At 50.4% G+C, this 22905-nt stretch carries 18 protein-coding genes; 6 read left to right on the plus strand and 12 right to left on the minus strand.

Going from position 1 to position 22905, the window contains the following annotated elements:
• The first annotated feature begins 206 nt into the window (after positions 1-206).
• From V5T57_RS09310 to V5T57_RS09330, 5 genes are all read left to right on the plus strand, one after another.
• Positions 207-644, plus strand: coding sequence for a type II toxin-antitoxin system RatA family toxin (locus tag V5T57_RS09310; protein ID WP_332890926.1), 438 nt, complete (start codon positions 207-209; stop codon positions 642-644).
• A 105-nt stretch (positions 645-749) separates the two neighbouring features.
• Positions 750-1757 carry a thioredoxin domain-containing protein gene (locus V5T57_RS09315; RefSeq protein ID WP_332890927.1) on the plus strand — a complete coding sequence of 336 codons (1008 nt, stop codon included), beginning with the start codon at positions 750-752 and terminating at the stop codon, positions 1755-1757.
• Between the two features lie 526 nt (positions 1758-2283).
• The gene (locus tag V5T57_RS09320; protein WP_332890928.1) at positions 2284-4722 is read left to right on the plus strand and encodes a methyl-accepting chemotaxis protein; all 2439 of its coding nucleotides are present in this window, start codon (positions 2284-2286) and stop codon (positions 4720-4722) included.
• 411 nt (positions 4723-5133) lie between these two features.
• Entirely contained in the window at positions 5134-7539 is a 2406-nt protein-coding gene (locus V5T57_RS09325) for a methyl-accepting chemotaxis protein (protein ID WP_332890929.1), read from the plus strand.
• 190 nt (positions 7540-7729) lie between these two features.
• Positions 7730-8053, plus strand: coding sequence for an STAS domain-containing protein (locus V5T57_RS09330; RefSeq protein WP_332890930.1), 324 nt, complete (start codon positions 7730-7732; stop codon positions 8051-8053).
• Positions 8054-8067: 14 nt separating this feature from the next.
• Here V5T57_RS09330 and folP read toward each other — a convergent pair whose 3' ends face one another.
• The 8 genes from folP to V5T57_RS09370 all read right to left on the minus strand — a co-directional run bounded on the left by folP (position 8068) and on the right by V5T57_RS09370 (position 17149).
• Positions 8068-9225, minus strand: coding sequence for a dihydropteroate synthase (folP, locus tag V5T57_RS09335; protein WP_332890931.1), 1158 nt, complete (start codon positions 9223-9225; stop codon positions 8068-8070).
• The gene (gene ftsH / locus V5T57_RS09340; protein WP_332890932.1) at positions 9222-11240 is read right to left on the minus strand and encodes an ATP-dependent zinc metalloprotease FtsH; all 2019 of its coding nucleotides are present in this window, start codon (positions 11238-11240) and stop codon (positions 9222-9224) included. Before ftsH ends, folP begins: the two co-directional genes overlap by 4 nt.
• 162 nt (positions 11241-11402) lie before the next feature.
• Positions 11403-12449, minus strand: a complete 1047-nt coding sequence (gene tilS / locus V5T57_RS09345; protein ID WP_332890933.1) for a tRNA lysidine(34) synthetase TilS — start codon at positions 12447-12449, stop codon at positions 11403-11405.
• 3 nt (positions 12450-12452) lie between these two features.
• On the minus strand, positions 12453-13130 hold the full coding sequence (gene queC / locus V5T57_RS09350) for a 7-cyano-7-deazaguanine synthase QueC (RefSeq protein ID WP_332890934.1): 678 nt from the start codon (positions 13128-13130) through the stop codon (positions 12453-12455).
• A 60-nt stretch (positions 13131-13190) separates the two neighbouring features.
• On the minus strand, positions 13191-14294 hold the full coding sequence (locus tag V5T57_RS09355; protein ID WP_332890935.1) for a response regulator: 1104 nt from the start codon (positions 14292-14294) through the stop codon (positions 13191-13193).
• Between the two features lie 268 nt (positions 14295-14562).
• Positions 14563-14922, minus strand: a complete 360-nt coding sequence (locus V5T57_RS09360) for an Hpt domain-containing protein (RefSeq protein ID WP_332890936.1) — start codon at positions 14920-14922, stop codon at positions 14563-14565.
• Between the two features lie 106 nt (positions 14923-15028).
• Positions 15029-15916 carry an SPOR domain-containing protein gene (locus tag V5T57_RS09365; RefSeq protein WP_332890937.1) on the minus strand — a complete coding sequence of 296 codons (888 nt, stop codon included), beginning with the start codon at positions 15914-15916 and terminating at the stop codon, positions 15029-15031.
• A gap of 222 nt (positions 15917-16138) precedes the next feature.
• The gene (locus tag V5T57_RS09370; protein WP_332890938.1) at positions 16139-17149 is read right to left on the minus strand and encodes a GlxA family transcriptional regulator; all 1011 of its coding nucleotides are present in this window, start codon (positions 17147-17149) and stop codon (positions 16139-16141) included.
• Between the two features lie 91 nt (positions 17150-17240).
• On the opposite strand from V5T57_RS09370, the gene V5T57_RS09375 reads away from it, so the two are divergent.
• Positions 17241-17807 (plus strand): hypothetical protein, encoded by a 567-nt coding sequence (locus V5T57_RS09375; RefSeq protein ID WP_332890939.1) that lies wholly within the window; start codon positions 17241-17243, stop codon positions 17805-17807.
• A gap of 236 nt (positions 17808-18043) precedes the next feature.
• Here the strand turns inward: V5T57_RS09375 and ybgF are convergent, their stop codons facing one another.
• The 4 genes from ybgF to V5T57_RS09395 all read right to left on the minus strand — a co-directional run bounded on the left by ybgF (position 18044) and on the right by V5T57_RS09395 (position 22901).
• Positions 18044-19249 carry a tol-pal system protein YbgF gene (ybgF, locus tag V5T57_RS09380; protein ID WP_332890940.1) on the minus strand — a complete coding sequence of 402 codons (1206 nt, stop codon included), beginning with the start codon at positions 19247-19249 and terminating at the stop codon, positions 18044-18046.
• A gap of 110 nt (positions 19250-19359) precedes the next feature.
• The gene (pal, locus tag V5T57_RS09385; RefSeq protein WP_332890941.1) at positions 19360-19980 is read right to left on the minus strand and encodes a peptidoglycan-associated lipoprotein Pal; all 621 of its coding nucleotides are present in this window, start codon (positions 19978-19980) and stop codon (positions 19360-19362) included.
• 210 nt (positions 19981-20190) lie between these two features.
• On the minus strand, positions 20191-21540 hold the full coding sequence (gene tolB / locus V5T57_RS09390) for a Tol-Pal system beta propeller repeat protein TolB (RefSeq protein WP_332890942.1): 1350 nt from the start codon (positions 21538-21540) through the stop codon (positions 20191-20193).
• A 23-nt stretch (positions 21541-21563) separates the two neighbouring features.
• Complete coding sequence (locus V5T57_RS09395; RefSeq protein WP_332890943.1) at positions 21564-22901, minus strand: TonB family protein; 1338 nt, start codon at positions 22899-22901, stop codon at positions 21564-21566.
• Positions 22902-22905: the final 4 nt, after the last annotated feature.

Raw genomic sequence — 22905 nt, forward strand, 5'->3', positions numbered from 1 at the left:
TTCTCTACTGCAACCGGTGCGCCATAACCGCAAGTTCACTTTGTTCTGCCCAAATAGCGTTGATCCTAAAGCCAAGAAGGCATAGGCTGTGACCCTTATCGGCCACCCGTGGAAGCCTAGGTCAATTTGTTTGGCCTTTCAATCCCGTCGTGGTACCAGAATGGTAAAATTATGCTGAAGTTTTAGAGCACGGACGGTGACAATCCATGCCCAAGATCCAAATGAATGAAACAGTACCCTTTTCCCCCCAGCAGATGTACGACTTGGTGGTGGATGTTGATCGTTATCCAGAATTCCTAAACTGGTGTTCTCATGCCTGTATTACCAAGCAGGACGAGGGGCAGTTTGAAGCGGAGTTGACAGTTAGCTTTAAAGGGGTGCGTGAGAAGTTCCGCACGCTGGATAAACTGGTGCCGGGGAAACGGGTCGAGATTTCGCTGGTCTCTGGTCCTTTTCGGCATCTGACCAGTTTGTGGGATTTTGAACCGGTGGGTCCTGGGGGCAAGCGCTGCCGGATTAACTTCTCCATTGATTTTAAATTCCGTAACCCTGTTCTAAATATGACCTTAGGGCCTGTCTTTAGCATTATTTCTAAACAGATGGTCAGTGATTATAGAAAACGGGCGGTGAAACTCTACCGCTAGGTGGGTCAGCAGTGGACTTTTGCTTCATGCAATGCTCCAATACCGCTTTTACTATCGCATGCGTAACTTCACGCAGCTCAAGCTGTGTTCAAGGAGTCTATATACATGATTAAGTATCTAAAACAGACGACATTGGCCCTGGCCATGATGGTGCCCCTGTCAGGTATCGTCCATGCGGGTTCTCCCGTCGTTGGGCAGATGGGTGACTGGAAAGTAACCCTGGAAGAGGTCGACAAAAGTATAGCTGGTGAGCTATACGAGCTGGAAATCAAGATCTTTGAAGCCCGTGCCAAGGCGCTGGATGGCATGATGGTTGAGCATCTGTTGGCCTCTGAAGCTAAGAAACAGGGGATCACCATTGATCAGCTGGAGAAGAAAGAGGTCAATGACAAGATTACCCCTGTCAGTGATGCTCAAATTAGCCAGTTCATCAAACAAAACGGGGCACGCCTTCCCAATGGTGGGGTGGGCATGGAGTCTCGTGTTAAGGAGTATATGGAAGAGGCACAGGCCAAAAAATTTCGGGCCATGTTGCTTCAACAGCTTATGGCTGACCTTGCGGTGACAACCAATCTGCCTGAGCCTGAAGAGCCCCGCTATACCCTTACTTCAGAGATGAAACCGGCCTTGGGCCCAGCCAATGCCCCTGTCACCATTGTGGAGTTCTCTGATTTTGAATGCCCGTACTGCCGTAAAGTACAGCCTGCATTACAGAAAATTAAAGAGACTTACGGAGACCGTGTCAAGCTGGTGTTCCGCCACTACCCGCTCTCTTTCCACAAAAAAGCGCCTTTGGCTTCCAAAGCTTCTATGTGTGCGGGTGACCAAAAGCAGTTCTGGGCTTACCATGACGCACTGTTTGAAGAGGGTGTAGACCTGAACCGTGCCGGGCTGGACAAAGTAGCCATGACGTTGAAGATGGATATGGCCACCTTTAAAGCATGTTTGGACAGTGATAAATATCAGGCCAAACTGGATGCTGACCTGGCTGAGGGCCAAGCCTTAGGTGTAACAGGTACGCCCACCTTTTTTGTCAATGGACGTAAAAGCTCTGGTGCTTTGCCCTATGGTAGCCTGAAACAGATGGTGGATCAGGAACTGACCCAAAAATAAGCTACAGCTTATCGCTGTTGCGCTTGTTTTATAGAAAAGGGTGCCCTTGTTAGGGTGCCCTTTTTTTTATCAGTATTGATAAGCTCTATCCATAGATATAAGAAAATGATCGACTTTTTGCTTTGTCACAAATGTTGATATTTTATCGAATCCCAGACCGGTTCATGCTATGGTTCGGGGATTTCTCAACCATTTAACGTATGATGGTTGGTGAACTTCCTCTATTAGTTACACTGCATCTCTTGTTCTTTAGAGTCTGTGATATTTCCTAACCTAATGTATTATTAGTCGGGTTTGGTGTTTTAGATTTTTTACACCAGAGGTCTGTCGTGTCGACTTGTATTTGCTGAACGTCTGTCTGGTTAAGATCAAAATGGACAAGGTTTGTGCGTGCCTAGGTTGTGATAAATTAAGATATACCGCTAAAATATTGATCTATGTTTGGTATGTGCTGAAGTCTAATGTAACAGAGTCGCAGGAATGGTGACGGCGATTTTGCTATAAATAGGATATTAGGGGAACCTAGATGTCTGTGCTCAACTATATGCTTGGACTCTCCATTAAGAAAAAGATGTGGATTGTCGCTATCTGCTCCATTGTGGTGGAGCTGTTCCTTATTGTGCCCAATTATCAGCTGATTCAGAGCAGTGAAGCCGAGGTTGAGGCGCAGATTATTGAGGTAGAGAAAGAGCTGAATAGTCTTGGTGTACTGCAGAGTCGCCAGGGGGTGGTTTCAGACTTAATGAAATCGGTCTTGACCATCAACCAAGGTATTACCCTGATTGCCGATGAAGAAGAGGGATGGGACACTAACCGTCTGGCACAGGTTGTTAAGGCGTACCAAACATCACGTGAAAATCTAGAGGCGATGTGGCCACCTGGTAGTGATCGGGATCCGTTGGATGAACTGCTGGAAAATGTTGAGATTATCATTAGCATGGGTATGGAGTATGAGCCTGGTGATGATGAAGAGCGTGAGTCCCTGCTTAATGGTATGAATTTGATGATGGTCGACCTGATGCACAGCATCAATGGGGTCAACGCCATTTATCGTGATTATATGGAAGGTAAAATCAACACCGCTTCGAAGGCCATTATGGCTGGGGTTAAAAAGGCTGAAACCCAGGTGGGTGAGCTCGGCCATACATCCTTACAAGCCATGATCTTTCAATTTGCAGTGGTTGTTCTGCTGGTCATACTGATGGCGATTATTCTGATCTGGATTTTGGGTCGCCTTGAACATATTCGTGTGGTGTTCCGTGAAGTTAAAGAGGGTCGTATTACGGCCCGTGTTCCCGATACGCCTTGGCACGATGAAATTTGGGAAATTTCGGATGGGGTGAATGAGACCCTAATGGAACTAACCAAGTTGATCCGGGAGATTCGCATTCATGTTGCGGGCACACTGCCACCTGTAAGCCAAGAGTTTGCGGATGCTGTCAGTCGCTTAAACCAGGCGGTCTCTTCGGTCTTTGGTGCCATTACCAAGGCGGATGAGGCCAACGATAATCTCTCGGTTAAGATCAGTGATAATGTAAAAGCTGCAACTGAGTGGATTGTAGAGGCTTTGGAAGAGATCTCTAAATCAGCAGCCACCCAGGCTGAAGCGGCCGGGCATGTTGCGGATTCTGCAGATGAAGGTAGTAACCGTAGTAGCCGGCTCTCCTCGGCCATCGATGAGATGGCGGGTAATGTGGACTCTGTAAGTATCAGCATTAATGATATTTCTGGCCTTATGGAAGAGATGCACCAGACCATACGGGACAATGCTACCAGTCAAAAGCAGGTCTTGGAGTTTAGTGAAAGTGCTGTGCGTGAAGCCAGTGAAGCGGCTGTACAAGTTGAAGAGACCCAGCATGTGATGGCCTCTTTGGCCTCATCAGCCAACGAAATTGGTAAAGCGGTTAGTAGCATTAAGAACATTGCCAAGCAGACCAACATGCTGGCCTTGAACGCCTCAATTGAAGCGGCGGGTGCAGGGGAGGCTGGTAAAGGTTTTGCCGTGGTGGCCAATGAGGTTAAAGAGCTGGCTCAACAGACTGAGCAAGCCACCAATATGATTAATCAGCGGGTAGAAGAGATCCAGGCGGGTACCCAGGATGCCACCAATCGGGTTATGCAAACGGTAGAGGTGGTCAACATGCTGGCCGAGACCAACCGTCAAGTTGGTGATATGGCCCAAGAGCAGAGTGCCCGTGTTGAAGAGGTGAATGAAGCGGTTGAGGGGGTGGCCAATGCAACCAACAGTGTGGCCAAAAACCTGGATGAGCTCTCCAGTAATGCGCAAGATGTTTCCCAGACCGTCGCTGAGCTGAGCGCAAGTGCCCAAGCGCTTTCCAGCACCGCAACCTCTATGGCCAGCAATGCCACAGAGGCCCGTGAGCAGTCCTCCAAAGCCAACGAACATGCTACTCAGGTACTGGCTTCAGTGGGTATGGCCATTGCTGCGACCGAAATGATGGGTAAGGAGATGGGCCATGTGACCCACGGTTTGGGTAACTTGGAAGTCACAACCCACACCATCAACTTATTCATTGGGGTCCTGGGTGAAGTAGAAGATAAGCTTAACCATGCCCAGCAGGCCTTTAACCTGGGTGCAGAGCCGTTGGAGATGAGTCTGATCAAAGGTTCATTGTTAGCTTGGCTCTCTAAGCTGGAACAGCATGCCTCTGGTGATCTAAAACTTCAGGATGGTGGGGATCCTCTAAGCTCGCAGTTAGGGCAGTGGCTTTATCATCCCGAGTCTGGCGGCAAGCTCAGCCATCTGCCGATCTATCAAGTGGTAGACCAGAGCAATAAAAAGCTGCATGAATTGGCCACAGAGGTGGTGAAACTGTTTGACCGTAAAGAGAAAGAAGCCGCCAATACCACACTGGATCATTTGCATGAAGAGCGAGGTAAGCTTTTTGCGGCATTGGATGATCTCTACCATATGGCGATTGAAGTGGAACGGGGCCGGCAATAGCAGTGTTACCGATCAAATCTTAAAAAGGGGGGCATGATGCCTCCCTTTTTTTATGTAAAAAGACTGACAGTAAACTATTTTCACAGATCACCCATTTGCCGAGGTAATGGGGTGTATGCCTTTTTTTGTTCTAAGAATAACCCCCATAAATACAACTGCATATCTGATATATAACCCCAATTATTGTATGCGAAAAAATGAATGTATAGACATCATCTCCTGAATAATCAATGATGTGTGCGCAAAAAATGTCTGATTTGTCGCTTTTGACATTCAAAAAAATTTGCTTTTATAAAACACGAATCAAATAATTGTTCTTTTGACTCTTGGTTAAGTTGATTGAGTTTGCGTTCTCCCTTTCCCTGAACCATCTGCCTGTTATGGAAATGGTCTCATTGGAGCAAAAAGTCCATGCGTAGTGTTGCATCCAAGTTTTTTGTACCGTTATCGGCCATCGGTATTCTGGCTTCATTGGTTGTTCTCTTTGCCATGTTGTTTATGAAAGACAGCAATGTGGAGTTGGCGGGTATTAAGGCGGGTGAATCTCTGGCTTCACAGATTGTGGCGGTACGGGGTTTTTATACTAAGCAGGTGGTCTCCCGTGCCAAAGAGATGAAGGTACGGTTGAACTATGACTTTGCAGAACGTCGCGATACCCTGCCACTGCCTGCCACTTTGGTGCACCATTTAGGGGATCAAATCGCGAAGAGTTATCCGGGGATGAAGGTCCGGCTTTTTAGTCGCTATCCTTTCCCTCACCGCGCTGCTGGTGAGAAGTATGATGCGTTTGAAAAAAAGGCCATGAACCAGCTGGAAAAGGATCCGGAAACCCCTGTATGGATCTTTGAGAGTAATGAGAAGGGGGACTTCTTTCGCTATGCGGTGGCGGATCTTATGCTACCAGGTTGTGTGAAGTGCCATAACAGCCACCCTGAGACACCTAAGGATGACTGGGAGGTCGGGGATGTACGGGGGATTATTGAGGTTCAGGTGCCTATGGATAGCCTAACCTCTAAGATTACGACAGATACCATGCTGTTGATCCTGCTGTTGGTGGGGATGATTGTTTTAATGATGGGCCTCATCTGGTTCCTACTGCGTCGCCATGTATTGGCACCGGTTGGGCAAGTGGTCACCGCCGTTGAAACCATGGCAGATGGTCATGTGCAAACACGGGTAGATCTGGGTGCCAGTGAGGATGAGATTAGTCAAATTGGCCAAGGTATAAACCATATGGCCCAGCGTCTGACCCGAACGTTGCAGAATGTCACCCTGCAATCCAAAACCATTGGTTCGGTGGTGACTGAGCAAGTTTCTTTGAAAAAACAGCTCTTGGATGGCGCGCAGAAGAGCACTGATCTGGCCCAAAAAGTGGCCTCTGAAAATGGCCGGGTTGATACAGAGGTTCGACAGCTCAATGACCAAATAGCGCGGGTGAGTGAAGATATTCGGGTGGTTTCCCACGAAAGCCACGGTCTGTCAGAGCAGGTTACCAGTATTGCTGAGTCGGTGAAGTCTGCCAACCATAATGTCACCTCTATGGCTGCAGCCGCTGAACAGATGAGTGCCAACCTAGACTCGGTCAACGGTAACCTGTCACAGGTGAACGACTCGGTAACCCGTGTTAGACAAACCACAGAGCAGGTTACGGAATCTCTGCAGGATGTCCGTGGTCGTTGCCGTCAAGCCGATGAGCGTTCTTTAGAGGCGACACAAACCATTGAACGTACGCAGTCGATTATGACGGATCTGGCCAAATCCAGCCAATCCATCGAACAGGTCATTGAGGTCATTAACTCCATGGCTGAGCAGACCAATATGCTCGCTTTAAATGCCTCTATCGAAGCTGCTGGGGCAGGGGAAGCGGGTAAAGGTTTTGCGGTGGTGGCCAATGAGGTTAAAGATCTGGCCAGCCAAACAGCCAAGGCTGCCGATGAGATTGAGACCAAGGTGCATGAACTGCAGGATCAGTCACGGCATGCCGCTTCTGCCGCACAGGAGGCCAGTAAGCTGATTGTTGGTATTAAAAGTGCCAACGGTGAGATCTCGGAAGCGGTTGAGGGGCAGGTCTATGCCATTGAAGAGATCACTGAGGCTATCCGTGCGATGCATGGTGCGGCTTCGGATGTAACGCATAATGCGGGTGAGTTGGGGCAAGCTGCTCAAGAGGTTGCCCGGGCAGCATCAGAAGCAGCCTCGGATACCACAGCCATTGCCGATTCTGCCGATACCATGGCGGATTTGGCGCGTTCTTCAGCAGACCGCTCAACCCAGTCTGCCGATCAAGCAGAGGGCATGCGGGAGGTCTCTCAACGTATTTTTTCAGCATCGGCTGAGGTGCAGAAGATGTCGGTTGAATCCCAGGATATTGCAGCAGCTTTGCAAGGTTCCATTAGTTTTTCCGGGTTTTTGACCGAAGTGGTACACGATACCTCTAGTGCGCTCAAGCAGGCTGAAGAAGGCTTAGACATCGGTCAAGCTCCTTTTGATATCGGTCAGCTCAAACAACATCATATGCATTTGCGTGGCAAGCTGGAGGGGCTGTTAACAGGTTTCTGTTCCATGACGGAAGCTGAGCTGGGTACCGCGCAGGGTGATCTGTTTGGTCGCTGGTATCATCAAGATGGGCAACAGCGATATGGAAACGATCCTCGCTTTGCTGAACTGGGGCAACTGCACCAAAAGATCCATGGCAATATGGTCAATTTATTAAAGATGCTTGAGAATGACCAAAAGCCTGAGCATGTAAATCTGAACCAGTGTGATAGCTTACGTAAACAGCTATTTGATCTTCTGGATCAACTCTACATAGAATAGCCTAGCCCTATTTAATAGGGGGTATGGATAGTGAAAAGAGAGTGGCTTATGGTCACTCTCTTTTTTGGTTAAAAAACGCTGAGATTAAGAGAGAATTTGGTATCGCTCAGGAAGTTTGTTATGTTTCTTGAGGGTGCAGGCTGCAACATGCCTGTTTTGTTTGAGGAGGTTCAGAAAGGGTGGTTTGACTGTGGGTGCCAATAAGGATATGGATACCATTCAAGTGGTGGAGAGTGAGTCGCACAACCGTACGGTATTGGTGTTACCTGCTGCATTTACCTTCCGGCTTTACAATGAGTTCCGTGGTTGTTATGAATCCCTGGATCAACATGTCGAGGTAGAGATAGATCTCTCCAAGGTTACGCACCTGGACAGCTCTGCACTGGGTATGTTGGTGGCGGTTTGGGAACATATGGGGCGTAGCAGTGAAAAAGTGGTTTTGACCAATATGAGCGAACCGGTGCGAAAAATATTGGAAAACTCCAACTTTCACCAGCTTTTTACCATGACTTAATGCTTAGTCAGGCGTTAACACAGGCAGCTCAATGCCTGTTTAACCCCTGCGACATCATGCACCCGGACCCAGTTGGCGCCCCGCTGTACCCCTAGTGTGGCCATCATATGGCTACCAATGTCCCGCTGGTTGGCTTCATCTACACCGGTTAGATGACCAATAATACGCTTACGAGATATCCCCAGTAGGGTTGTGGCCCCTGTGCCTTTAAAGGCGCCTAGGTGGGCCATCAGCTCCATATTATGGGCATGGCTCTTTCCAAAGCCAATACCCGGATCAATCACCAAACGATCCCGCGCTATACCGTTCTCAACACACCAAAGCATACGATCAGACAGGTAGCTGTAGACCTCCGCCACAACATCCTCATAGTGGGGGTTTTTCTGCATGGTCCGTGGTGTACCCTGCATATGCATTAAGATAATAGGGCAGTGGGCATCCCGCATAATCCGGGGGGCAATGGGGTCACTTTGCAGTGCGGTAACATCGTTAATGATCACTGCACCTGCTTCCAGTGCAGCCGCCATAACCTGACCTTTGGTGGTATCTACAGAGATCGGTATCTCGGTCTGTGCACGGATGGCACGAACAACGGGTATCACCCGTCTGAGCTCTTCTTCTACGGCGACAGCATCGGCACCTGGACGGGTTGATTCCCCCCCCACATCTAGAATATCCGCACCGGCTTCCACCAGGGCCAACGCATGGTGCACAGCGGACGCTGTATCAGCATGGCGCCCCCCATCTGAAAAGGAGTCTGGGGTTACATTGACAATACCCATGACCAAGGGGCGTTGCTGGGGCAACGACTGCAACTGTCCTGCAAGGTTGCGGAAACGTACAGGCGACGGTGGGGCTTCAAGGTTGGATAAGCTGTGATGAAGCGCAAGAGAAGCCTCTTGAGCAATGGTTTGAAAGAGCCGATTTTGCCACGCTTCAATGTCAGCTTTTTTGAGCCAACCCCGGGCCATGCGTAGTCGACCAGATTCAAAGCTCTCCATGCCTGGTGCTAAAAGAGGGTCCCAATCTTCTCGCCATGGGAAGAGACGTACGGCCATGGGTAATTGGGGCAGGGGGGGGAAGGGCGGGACCTCTTCACCCTGCTTTTGAGCAGAAAAAAAATGGGCGCCTAAGGCGCCCATGGTCGGTGTAATTACGGCATAATGCGTCATACGTCCTTATCATCCTTAGCAGGGGCATCGTTGTTCGGTGCCTCCTCTTCAGATGCCTCTGGTGCAGTGTCGGTGGATCCCTCCGCCTCTTCTGCCTCTGCGACACTCCCTGCCGCTGCATGTTCTGCCGGCTGGCCCGCTTCACCCCCATCGTCTGCCACCGCTGGGGTGGGCTCGGCTTTGGGACGCTCTTCCTTCTTCTTCAAAGGTTTTAAAGCTGTCTCAGCAGGTTCACCTGCCATAAACTTTAAGACCTCATCCGCGTCAATGGTTTCGCGCTCAAGCAGTGCCAGGGCCATGGTGTGCAGCACATCCATCTTTTCGTTCAAGATCTTTTTGGCGCGCTTGTAGTTGCGATCGACAATGTCGAACACCTCTGAATCAATGCGACGTGAGGTCTCTTCTGAAATGTTTTTGTGCTGCGTGATCTCCCGACCGAGGAAAATCTCTTGTTCATTCTCGCCGTAGGTAAGTGGCCCCAAGGACTCACTCATGCCATAAGAGCAGATCATCTTACGTGCAAGGTCAGTGGCCCGTTGGATATCGTTACCAGCACCGGTGGTTAACTGGTTAAGTACCAACTCTTCGGCCAACCGGCCACCCATAAGAATGGCGATATTTTGTTCAAGCTGCACCTTGGAGTAGGTGTAGCGATCTTCCATAGGAAGTTGCATGGTCAGGCCCAGCGCGCGACCCCGGGGAATGATGGTCACTTTATGGACGGGATCCGCCCCTTCTAGTGCCATCGCGACAATGGCGTGACCAGCCTCATGATAGGCGGTGGTCTTACGCTCTTTTTCAGAGATAACCGCACTTTTACGCGGTTTGCCCATCATCACTTTGTCTTTGGCGTTCTCAAAGTCTTCCATCTCCACAACCCGCTTATCAAGCTGGGCTGCGATCAAGGCTGCTTCATTGACCAGGTTGGCCAGATCCGCACCGGAAAAACCGGGGGTGGCACGGGCAAGCACTTCAGCATCGACGGAATCCGAAATGGGCACTTTATTCATGTGCACTTTAAGAATTTGCGTACGACCTTGGATATCCGGGTTGGGTACGGTGACCTGACGGTCAAAACGACCCGGACGCAGCAAGGCTGGATCCAAGACATCAGGACGGTTGGTGGCCGCCACCAAAATGACACCTTCGGTGGACTCAAAGCCATCCATCTCAACCAGTAGCTGGTTCAGGGTCTGTTCACGTTCATCGTGCCCACCACCCAGGCCTGCGCCACGGTGACGACCAACCGCATCGATCTCATCGATAAAGATGATGCAGGGGGCGTTCTTTTTGCCCTGTTCGAACATATCCCGAACACGAGCAGCACCAACCCCAACAAACATCTCCACAAAATCAGAACCGGAGAGGTTGAAAAAGGGCACGTTGGCTTCACCCGCAATGGCACGAGCAAGCAGAGTTTTACCGGTACCCGGTGGGCCCACCAGCAGTACGCCCTTGGGTATTTTTCCCCCTAAGCGCTGGAACTTATGGGGATCTTTAAGGAAGTGTACAACCTCCTGCAGTTCTTCCTTGGCTTCCTCAATGCCTGCGACATCCTGGAAGGTGACCTTGGCCGCCTTGTCAGACATGAGCTTGGCTTTGGATTTACCAAAGGACATGGCACCACGACCACCACCAGATTGCATCTGGCGCATGAAGTAGATCCAAACGGCAATAAGCAGAAGCATAGGGAACCAGCTGATGAGAATCTGCATCAGCATGGGGGTGCCTTCAGGTTCCTGTACATCAATCTTGACACCATGATCCAACAGCTCTTTGGTCAGATCATAGTTGTCTGGTGCACGGGTGGTGAAGGAACCACCATCAGAGGTTTTAACGTGAACCATATGGCCTTCAATGGTCACGGCTTCCACACTACCTTGGTTTAGACGGTCGGTGAAATCAGAAAAAGGTGTTTGAGTCTGTCCCTGGGGGCCGTTAAAGAGATTGAACAGCATCACGATGAGCAGGCCAATGACCAGCCACAGGGAGAGGTTTTTAAAAAACCCGTTCAAGAAAGGAACTCCTCGTTCGGTTTGGGGAAACAGTTTAGGAAAAGGATTTGATCCGCATACCTTTATCGGCTCAATTACAAACTGGCTATAGCCAATAATGGAACACGACTTAAGATAGGGAATTTACGCCTACCTAGAAGATAGGCATGCTTAGTTAAAAGTTCAATGGTTCGTCTCGCCTCTTTTTCCTGGTGCATGATGTTGGGTGTGTATTTGCAGATATTGGGCCGCTCTTTGAATGGTGACACCACGCATATTCATTTTCCAGTATTTTGCTGGTAACTGTAGATGCTGCCAAAGATTATATTTGGCACGATGCCCCACTGAAGGAACCCCCGTTAGGCTAAAGATCCAGTGGTCCAATAATCGTGCACGTAGCTCAGTCGGTAAATCGACATAGGGTTGAAAAGGGATCTGCACCCCTTTTTCCTGCCAGGGTTGTGGTGCCAGCTCTTCCAATAGGCGTTGGGTCATCCAATTCAACGCGGCATCGGCCTGCTGTAAATGCTCGGCAGTTTGTGCCAAACGGCTTGTAAGGGGCGCGGGAGATGCTACGTGCTCCAAACTGGGTATGAGCCGGTGGCGAATTCGGTTGCGTGTGTAGCGTAGATCTTGATTACTGGGATCTTCTCGCCAGCTAATTCTCTCCCCTTCCAGCCATTGGGTTAAGCTAGATTTGCTCAAGGAGAGCAACGGGCGCAGCAGTTGGGTGGTCTGGTTGGAATAGGGCAATGGCGCAATGGGGCGCATGCCACGTAAACCTTTTAGTCCCACCCCCCGCAGCAACAGCCGCTCTAGCATGGTCTCCGCTTGATCTTCCTGATGGTGGGCAATGGCGATAAAGGGCGCGCTGATCTGTTGGGCAACGTCCCCTAAAAATGCATAGCGGGCTTGGCGGGCTTTAGCCGCGAGGTTTGATTTATGGTCGGGGGGGCTCCATTGCGCATGATGAAGCTTAATCTGGTTGTTCTGGCACTGCTCGATAAGGTGGGCCAAATCCAAGGCTGAGCAGGGTCGTAGGGCATGATCAAAATGGGCGGCGTGTAGGGGGCCGGGGTAGCAAGCTTTTAAAAGGTGCAGTAGGGCGGTGGAGTCCACGCCTGCAGAGACAGCCACCAAAAGTGGCGTGCTCAGGGGCCATTGGGGGAGTAAATTGGCCAGATGTGCCTGAAAACGGCGTACCAGGGCTGCCCGCTTTTTATCATCCAAAGGTCAGAACCTCTGATAAGGCGCTGGGTCAGTATGCCCCGCATCTGCAAACCCTTGTAGGCGCAGGCGGCAGGCATCGCATAAGCCGCATGCTTCACCTGCTGTATCGGGGTCGTAACAGGAGCGGGTTTGGCCATAATCTACCCCCAGTTTCATCCCCATTTGAATGATCTGTGCTTTTGTTAGGTCGATCAGGGGGGTGTGTACGGTAAAGGCTTGTCCTTCAACCCCTGCTTTGGTGGCTAAGTTGGCGGTCTGCTGGAAGGCACGAATAAACTCAGGACGGCAGTCTGGATAACCCGAATAGTCTACCGCATTGACACCAATATAGAGATGTTGTGCCTGTAAAGCTTCTGCCCAAGCCAGTGCCAAAGAGAGAAAAACCATGTTACGTGCGGGTACATAGGTAACAGGTATGGCATCACTCTCGATCCCATCCTTGGGTACAGGAATATCAGCCGTTAGGGCCGAACCGCCAAATAGGGAGAGATCCAGATCCATAACACGGTGTTCTACCAGGGGTAGGCTCTCAGCCTGTTTGGCTGCCATATCCAGTTCTGTGGTATGACGCTGACCATAGCGAAAACTTAGTGCGTGGATGCGGTGGCCTTGATTATGGGCCAAGCGTAGAACAGTGGCAGAGTCCAGACCACCAGAGAGCAGAACAACAGCTGAGGACATGGGCGACGACTTCAAAACAAAGAGTGGTAAAAAAGCGCCATGGTAGCATAGCGGGGTGGTTTAAGGAATCATCAAGCTAACCACGGTGATATCATCCTTGGCCATATCCAGGACCTTTTGTGCCCCCTCTGTGGGGTTTTTAATCTGCTCGGTTGGGCTATCAGAGGCATCCATATCCTGAAAAAACTGAGTGAGCAGATCGTATTCACCACTCTCCATAAGAACCTCAAGGGTATCGTTTAAACCATCTGAGTAGGCATACAGGCGATCCCCTGGTTTGCTTTGAAAAGTGGCTGAAGTCATGGGAAGGTGAAGATTTTCCAGGGCACCGAGTGGTAGCTGATGCAGTTGATGGCAGACCCACTCCCCATCCTGATGGCTGAAAATACCTGGTGCGGCAAAATTCCACAGCGAGACCTCATAGCTAACAGGATTAAACTCCATGAACGAAGCCGCCATAAAAAACCCCTGGGGGAGCTTGTCATAGAGGTTTTTATTGATGCTGTTAAAAATGGTCTCGGTGGCCACGCCCTGAGCGGTCATCTCATAAAATTTGGGGATAACCAGGGGGCCGCAAATGGCTGCGGGTAGATCATGCCCGGTAAAGTCCCCAATACCGATTAATCGGTTGCCATTGGGTTTAGTGGCGGATAAAACCACATCGCCACTGACCCGGCTGATCGGCTGTTGCACAAAGTGTAACTGCTTGGGTTCAAAATGGGCACTTTCTCTGAGCTTATGGAGAACCGCCGCAATTTGGTTTAGGGCGTGCTGTTTCTCTTCAGCCAGAACCAGCCGATTGAGTAAAGAGCGCAGGCGGGCTTTAAGAATAATGGGGTTAAAAGGCTTTAAAACAAAATCATCCCCTCCACAGGCCAAGCAGTGGGCCAGCTCTTCATCACTTTCAACCGAAGTAAGGAAGAGGATGGGGGGATCAATCTCATCTTTACCGATGGATGCACGTATCTGTTGGGTTGCTTTATAACCATTAAGGATCGGCATGAGGATATCCATAATAACCAGATCCGGCTTTTTCTCCTGATATAAGTCGACAGCCTGTTGGCCATTTTCAGCCATGAGAACCTTATAACCTTCAGAGGTTAAAAAGGTCTCCAAATGAAAGGCGCTGGTGGCATCATCCTCAGCAATTAAAATGGTGCGCATGGTACTGAAATTCCTTATCAAAAAATAACACAATATCTCGTTTATTATCGGTTTCTTCAGTGTGGATCGTGGTGTTGTATGATAGCTCTGGTCATTTAATTAAAAACAATCCTCCCGTTCCATGACACGTGGTGCCATGTTCTGAACAAGGGGAGTGATAGGCTCTCTATAAAGTGTTGTTTATCCTCTTACATATTTTAACATATATGATGGGTTGTTGGGGAAGCTAAAGCTTGCCCCTGTGTCTCAAATATATGCTGATCAGTGCCTATAGGGTATCCAGATAAGCTGTTATTTTGGGAATCGCTACCTGCCACTGCTGTTGTAGGGCCAAAAAAGGGGGCGTGGTTTCCTTACCGTCTATACAGTTCTGTTCCAAAGCGCGGGCAAGGTTACTGATGCGGGTTAACCCGACATTAAGACTGGCAGATTTTAAAGTGTGGGCATGCAGTCGCATGGCTTCCTGGTCCCCAGCCTCGTGGGCCTGCTGAAACTTGTTCTGCAGTTGGGTGCCATCGGTAATATAGAGGGTGAACAGCTTTTTTAAAAACCCAGGGCTGCGTTGGTTTTGGATAAGCAGCCGTTCAAAGGTCTGCGTTTCCAAACCAATATCTGGTAGAGGTGGCATGAGGGGGCTCCCATTTTTTTCACTTTAAACAACGCATTTGATCTCTTATGCCTTGGAGTGTGAAAAAGATTTGCCCCGCTGTCAATTTAAACAGGTTGATGGTATGTCAAGTTGCAGGAGAGGCAAGCTGTGGGGGGGCTTGGAGTGTTCGACAGGCGGCCCGTTCCCCCACGGTTCCACCCTGGTTCCAGATATGCCTTAAAAAGGGTTTTTCCACCGCCAGCTGTTGGCCAATTTGATTGCGAACCTTGAGGGCATGTTGCCGTTGTTTAAAGGGGCCAACACCTAATAGCCACATAGACTTGCCTTTGACCTCAATGGCTTCAAAGTAACCGGGCAGAGCATGGTTTTGCATGGATGCTTTTAAGCTGTGCACATGTTTTTGGTTAAAAAACACGCCTAACCGTACGGTATAACAAGAAAAACTGGGTGTTTTAGTTTGGGTTTTGGTGGTTTTTTTCTGAATGTGAGCGGTTGGGGTTGTGGGTAGACCTGCGTGCTGTTTAAGGGCATCTTGCACACTGAATGCACGGGTCAGGATGGCATAGTGCCCCACGGGATAGGCAATTTTCTGATCAATACGGTCGGATATAACCAAATTAAGCAACCCTTCTGGTACCCCACCACTTAACGCACTGATAATGGTATAGACATCGCCACCATAAGGCTTTGTAACCTGAATGGGCTGAAAGTGCATCTCATCTAAAAGGGTGTTGTCATCATCGGCAATACTGATCTGGATTTTGTGAGTGCCGGATTCATGAAGGAGCAGATCAAGCACAAAGTATCCCTTAGTCCCCACATGATTGGCCGGTAACATGCGCGCAACAGGTTGTTTATGCGTATCGTTTTGTGATGTTGAAAGAGCTGAAGTAAAGTAGGCGTTGGTTACTTGAACGGGCGGGTTCCCGGCAGCATGGACAGATGTTGAAAGCAGTAAGATGCAGCAAAATGACCAGAAACGACTTAGGTTACGGTGATCCGTATGGTACATGTTGTTTCCCCCCTCGAGAACCGTCATGTTTGGGGCGCTCACGATCTGTTCTTTGCGCCATCCCTTAAATAATGTAAGCAGTTAGCATGCCGTAGCTGCAAAAGCGAGCATCTCCTGTGTGTGGGGTCGCTAATCATGTGACCCAGGTGGTGGAGAGCAAGGGTGGAGAATCCTGAAAAAAAGGGCCTTGTCGTGGTGACGGGGGGAGGTCGCTACCGAACTCTAGCTTTTGGAATGGTAGCTGTTTTTGGTTGGAGATGTGTGAATGTTTGCTGTATGTAGCTTTTTATGTAATGAGGGGGATATACCCACATAGGCTGTAAAGATGGTACGAAAGCCCGCCTCTGAGTGAAAGCCTACAGCCGAGGTCACCTGTTGTACACTATGACCTTTTTCCAGCAGTTGTTTGGCCCTTTCTACCCTGAGTTGGGAGAGAAATTTTGCCGGGGGCTGCCCATGAACCGCTCGAAACCGCCGATGAAAGGCCCGTTCAGACATGCCAGCTTTATCGGCCATATCCGCTACCCGCAAATCTCGGTCTAAGTTGGCATCCATCCACTGCACAACCTCTGCAAAAGGGGTGTCCGTTTGAAGCTGGGTCTGTAGCAACGTGCTGAACTGGGATTGATTACCTGGCCGATGGGCATAGAGAACCAAATAACGGGCGGTTTGACCTTTTAGTGTGGAACCCAGATCACTCTCTAGCATTGCTAACGCCATATCCATACCTGTTGCTACACCCGCCGATGTCCACAGGTTGCCATCGGTCACATACAGTGCATCGGGCTGTAGATCAGCTTCTGGTGCCAGTTTGGCCAGTAGGGGGCAAGCTGCCCAGTGCGTGGTCGCTTGTTTACCTTTTAACAGACCCGCTGCGGCTAAAACTAGGGCACCAGCACAAACCGAACCCATGCGCCCAACCTGCTGGGCTGTACGGCACAATGTGGTCAAAAGCTCAGTATCTGCCAAGGTTTCTTGAACCCGTGATTCTGCCATACCCGCCATAAGCAGGGTATCATCCTGGGTGAATGTGATGGTGTGCAGGGCTAGGCTCTCTACCGCAATCCCCGCTGAACTGCTGATGATGCCACCACAGATCGAGAGTGTATGCAGTGTATAGGGGGTCTCATCGGCCAAGCTGGATGCGGTATGAAAAACAGCGGCAGGTCCTGCCAGATCCATAATTTCAAAACCAGGGGTGATGAGAATAAAGATGCGTCGTGAATAGGTCATGGCGTAAATCAGTCGATAGTTGTCATTTCAGACAAGCCTAGTGTGTGGTGAAATCAAAGGCAAGCCTTAACCCCTTTGTATGGAGTTTGAAATGGAATCCGTGGATGTTGATATCATGACCCACTCAGAAACCCTAGATCACTGGTTGTCCCCCTATGAAAAGCTCATAGGGCCTGACTTTGCCGGGTATAGAGGCCATATCTATCGGGTGTTGAACCACACCCTTTGGTTTTTAAAGGGTGACCAGCGCTACCGTGCAGAAATTGAATTTGCGTTGGTGCATCATGATATTGGATTGTGGACCGATCAGGATTTGGCCTATCTGGAACCCTCCATCGCCCAGGCATTGAAGGTTAATGAAGCTCAGGGGTTAGGGTTTGAAAAAGATCTTATTCACAACCTGATTTTCTACCACCACAAGATAACTGCCTATAAAGGTGGCCATGCTGAGCTGGTCAACGCTTTGCGCTGTGCCGACTGGGTAGATGCCTCCCGTGGTAAAATTCGCCATGGTATGGAACGAGATTGGATCGCACGAGTGAACGATGCCATCCCTGCCCATGGGTTTTATGAGACATTGGCTCGGGTAGGGCCGGAATTAACCGGGGGGAAAAAGTTAAAGATGCTGGGTAAAGTTATGCAGGTGTTTAAATGGTAATCTGTCACTTTGGTTGATCTGTGGGGCAGAACTGGTGTCGTTGTTAGCGGATAACACTCTGGTTCCAGGGTGAGCGGATTATAAGTGGTTCAAAGGTATGGGGGAGGGCTTTTTAACCGAAAGCGCCAGTTGCATGGCCGTTGTTTGTACACCATCTCAACATGCGTGGTGTTTAAAACAAAAAAAGAGCGGGCACTGGGTGCCTGCTCTTTTTTTATATCTACTCTGGATGATGCTTAACGCAAATTGGCTTTTACCTGATCTATGCGTTTAATACGTTGCATCGCCAGGGGAACGGCATTGGCATCTGGATAGTTCTGTACCAGTTGCTCCAGCGCACGGCGTGCATTTTCGTAATCTTCCAGCTCATAGAAACTAAAGCCAATTTTTAGCAGGCTATCGGGTACCTTTGCGCTATTTGGCCATTTAACCAGTACATTATTGAACTCGACCAACGCATTACGGAAGTTGCGTTGTACATAGTGCATCTCACCCAACCAATACTGAGCATTATCCGCCAGGGGATCCGCCTCATACTGACTTAAGAACCCTTCAAACAGCTCTTGAGCACGGTCATATTGGCCACTGGTCACATAGAGTTTGGCTTGATCGTAGGAGCCTTTGGCCGTGGTGGCCTGAGCCATGGTTTCAGGCTTTGGTGGCTGGGTTGGTGCAATGGGGCCACCGGGGGGCAGTGTTTGACCTGGCTGCCCCATATTAATCTTCTGCCCCAAAGTTGTCTGCTGTCCAGGCATGGCTGGTGGTTGCATGCCTTGCCCCATTGTGGGCAGCTGCATACCTTGCCCCATAGCGGGCTGTTGCCCAGGCATGGCGGGAGGCTGCATGGCAGGGTTAGGTGGCTGCCCAGATATATTTGTAATGGGCATGCCTGTATTCAAACCTGGATTGGTGCCCTGCGGGTTCATGCCTGTGGTTTGGTTGGCATCCGGTCGTGTCTGCATGCCCACCAAGCCGGTACCAGCTTGGTTAAGCGCCGGTTGTGCCCCTAACTCTGAGGGTTGTGGGGTAGGCTGAGCCATAAAATCATTGCTTGGGGCCTGCACAGGCATACCATAAGCACGGGCAATGTAGTTACGCAGTTCTGCCACATGTTGGCCAAGCTGTTGGGCGCCATGACGCGTTTGATCCAGCTCACCACGCAGGGTGGTGATCTCCTGCTGTAACAGCTCCAGACGTTTATTTTGATCCGTTAGGGCTGTACGGCGGGAAGCATCAGCAGCGGTGAGGGCATCCAGCTTGGTGTGCACCTCATCTATGGCCAGCTCTGTTGGGCTTTTTACCGGTTTGGCACGCTCCCCCTGTTGGTCACCAATGGCGTTGGGGTTGGCCACACAGGCCGTCAGACTTAACCCCAGCGCAGTCACCAAAGCGAGACGGCGGGCGGTAGCCAATAGAGGTTGGGATTGCATCGACTTATCCATGTCGAACCTCACACATCTTGATAAAGGGTGGTGGCACGGGTAAACCCGACCTGTTAATGAAAGTCGGGTTTACCGGGTCTGTCACCAAATTGTTTAGACGGTAGCTTAGATTACTGATAAAGCAGAACCGCACGACGGTTTTGGGCCCAGGATGATTCATTATGCCCGGTGTAGAGAGGACGCTCTTTACCGTAGGAGACGGTGCGCATCACACTCATGGGTACCCCTTGAGCATTGAGAAAACGTTTAACCGCATCTGCACGCTTTTGGCCCAGGGCCAAGTTGTACTCACGGGTACCACGTTCATCACAGTGTCCTTCGACACTCACCATCTGTACACCGCCCTTAACAATGTTGGCCGCATGTTGCGCCAGCACATTTTGAGCTTCGTAGGTGAGTGCTTCCGAGTCATAACCAAAGAAGATCATGTTCTCAGGGCGACCCATGGGATCTTGGGTGCTGCCTGCCACACCATAGCCACCTTGCTCATCACCATAGCTGGAACCAGGGGTGTACTGGCTGCCTTCCATGCCCTCACCACCACCAATTTCCTCTGTGGTGCCTTCTGGGCGGGTTAGTGCTTGACCGTTGCCCGCTTCTTCCGCGCCTTTTTCAGCATCTTGCATCTGTTCTTGACGCAGATCACCGGGCTTATCTTTAGGCAACGCGCCACAACCCGTCAAAATTCCGGTAAGCAGTGCCGCAGTAATGAACAGACCTGTGCGTTTCATCTTCTCATTCTCCCTACGCCTGTAGGCGATTGATCTTTTTTTTCAATGGGATATGTTGATTCATTTGAACCAGATCCCGGTATGGTCATCAATGACCGTACCTTTGTGATACCTGTTGTAGCAGCACATTATGTGCCGTTTTTGGCGATTTGCCTACCAATTTTCCATTATTTTCTTGGGTTACGATAAATCCCGTATGCCAACCCCTTATTATTTGATCACGGGTGACCAAGAAGGATCGGAGGCGCTGATGCCCTGTTCCAGTGGAACTTCCAGCTCATTAAAGCCTGTGATGTCGATGGTATAGAGCCGGGTACGGGCTGTTCCGCGTTGTTGACGGGAGAATAGGATGACCCGACCATTGGGTGACCATGTGGGGGATTCATCCATCCAGCTATCGGTAAGCATCACTTCATTGCGTCCGTTGGTGCCGATAACGGCAATACGGAATTTACCGCCTCCACCGCGTACAAACGCGATCTTGTCCCCACGGGGTGACCATTTAGGCGCGGTGCTGCTCTTGCCACGGCGGGTCAGGCGTTGAACATTGCGACCATCCGCATTCATGATATAAAGCTGTGGGGTGCCAGCCCGATCTGAGGTAAAGACCAAACGGCGTCCATCCGGTGACCAGGATGGTGAGGTGTCAATGGCTGCGTTGTAGGTCAGGCGTGTTAATTTCTGACTCCGCATATCAATGACATAGATCTCAGCATTACCATCTTTACTGAGGGTTAAGGCCATATGGCGACCATCGGGTGACCATGCTGGCGTAGAGTTCAAGCCAGGATAGTTGGAACGGCGTACCCGCTTACCCGTATAGAGGTCCCAACGGTAGATGCGTGGCTCACCCGTTTCATAGGAGATGTAGAGCAAGCGCTCGCCATCGGGTGAAAAGCGTGGGGTCAGGACCAGATCGTTACGGCCCTTTACCTTCAAATCCATGCGGTTGGCGCCATCGGCATCCATCATGGAGAGAAAGCTCTGTTTACCACGTTTGGCCACAAAGGCAATGCGTGAAGTAAAGTAGGCACGTTCGCCGGTTAAGCGGGTATAGATCTCATCGGCAACCCGGTGGGCCACATGACGCCAGTTCGAAGGTTTGGTGGTAAAACGCCACCCTTTACCAATGAGCTTACCCCGGTAGATATCATGCAGGAAAAAATCGACCTGAATACGGCTTCCCCGTTGGGTGATCGCCCCTTGTACCACCGCATCGGCCCCAACCAAGCGCCATTTACGAAAGTTGGGTCCCTGTTTCCATAACTTATCCGATGGTTGTAAAAACGCTTTTGGATTAAGCGGGTTAAACAGGCCGCTACGGCGAAGGTCAGCCACAATCAATGCTGTGATCTGACGGTTAAAACGGTTAGGCGGCGCCACATGACCGTTGGCTGAGACCGAAGCAAAGGCCGGTACCGCAATCGGCATGGGTTCCAAACCCTGCTTTTGCACATCAATTTCCATCTGTGCTCGAGCAGGAGCAGCCAGTAACATCACCAGGGTTAGACCCAGCAGTGGGGTGCCCATATGACGGAGTATACGAAGAAGATGGTTCATGATCTGGACTCGCCCGTTCATGGTTATTCGTTATGCAGGGTAATATAGATGGGGCGCAGACATAGACTGCAACCCTCAGGTGGATCTGCGACCTCATCCACCGCTTCTACCGCTTTTAAGACCGATTCATCAAAGGTCTCATGACCCGATGGTCGAACGGTGGTCACCCATTCCAGGGTTCCATTTTCCAACCATTGTATGCGGATCATCATGGTTCGTCCCTGGTGGGTATCCCCCCCAGGTTTGATCCATTTTTCTTGAACTGCAGCCCGTACATGTTTAAACCAACGGGCAACCGCACGTTGTTGCTCCACCGCAGAGGGCACACTTAAGGGGGCCGATTTCATGCGGGGTTGTTTGGGTGCTTGCAAGGCAGACTCCATATCTGCCATATCCTCATCTTCATCCAGTTCCAGGTCCATATTAGGGTCGGCCGTGGGGTCAACCCGAACAGGTGGTAAGGGTGGTTGAACAGGTTGAGGTCGTTGCTTTTTTAGCGAGCCAGGTTCAAAGGTGATTAACATGGAGTCCTGGCAAATTTTACAACGGGCTGGTGGCCGGGTTAACCCCTGTATCTCCTGCAAAGCCCGGGCAATGGATTGATCCACCACCATATGACCGCTACCTAGGGTCATCTCCTGGATCTCAACCCCACCCATGCCATCCCATTTAATGCGCCATTGTCCAGAAAGGGATGCTGTCTCTATGGCTTCCGGTTTTTGCCAGTTCTGGCGCCATAGGTTGTGTAGTTGTGTCATCCAGGCTTGTTGTTGGGCTTGATCAGCGGCGGTTTGTGCAGCTGTTGGGCCCTGTTTCACCCGTTTCTTGATGGCTTGTGTAAAACCTGCTGGTTTTTGTTTCACCCTTTTGGGGGAAGGCGCTGGATTTTTAGGGGGTGATGCCAGCTTTTTCTGTGCAACGGCTGGTAAGGGTTTAATGTGCCGAACTCGGGGGGCCGGTGCGATGCGCTGAGGATCTTTGTGTTGGATCTGCGCGGCTGGTTGTGGCTTGGCCCCAGGGGCAAAATTAAACGTAATGCGTTTGTTGCAGATACCGCAGCCTTGTGGCGGTGAGGGTAGATCGTGGGTCCGTTTAATGGCACTGATGACCGAGTCATCAAAACGTGTGTGACCTGAAGATTGCCGGACCTTATGGATGCGTAACCCACCTGCTTGGGTGCGTTGTATGGTCAGTTGTACCTGTAACCCCCGGCTATCAATACCCGCAGGTGGATACCAGTTGGCCTCCACTTGGGCGACCACCTTGGCCCCCCATTGCTGGATGGCCTGTTGGCTGGGTTTGGCCGTTGCCAAAGTGGGCAACAGGATCATGAGCAGAGCGAGCAGGCTACGCCACTTCATGTGC

The sequence above is a fragment of the Magnetococcus sp. PR-3 genome (assembly GCF_036689865.1).
Lineage (GTDB): Bacteria > Pseudomonadota > Magnetococcia > Magnetococcales > Magnetococcaceae > Magnetococcus.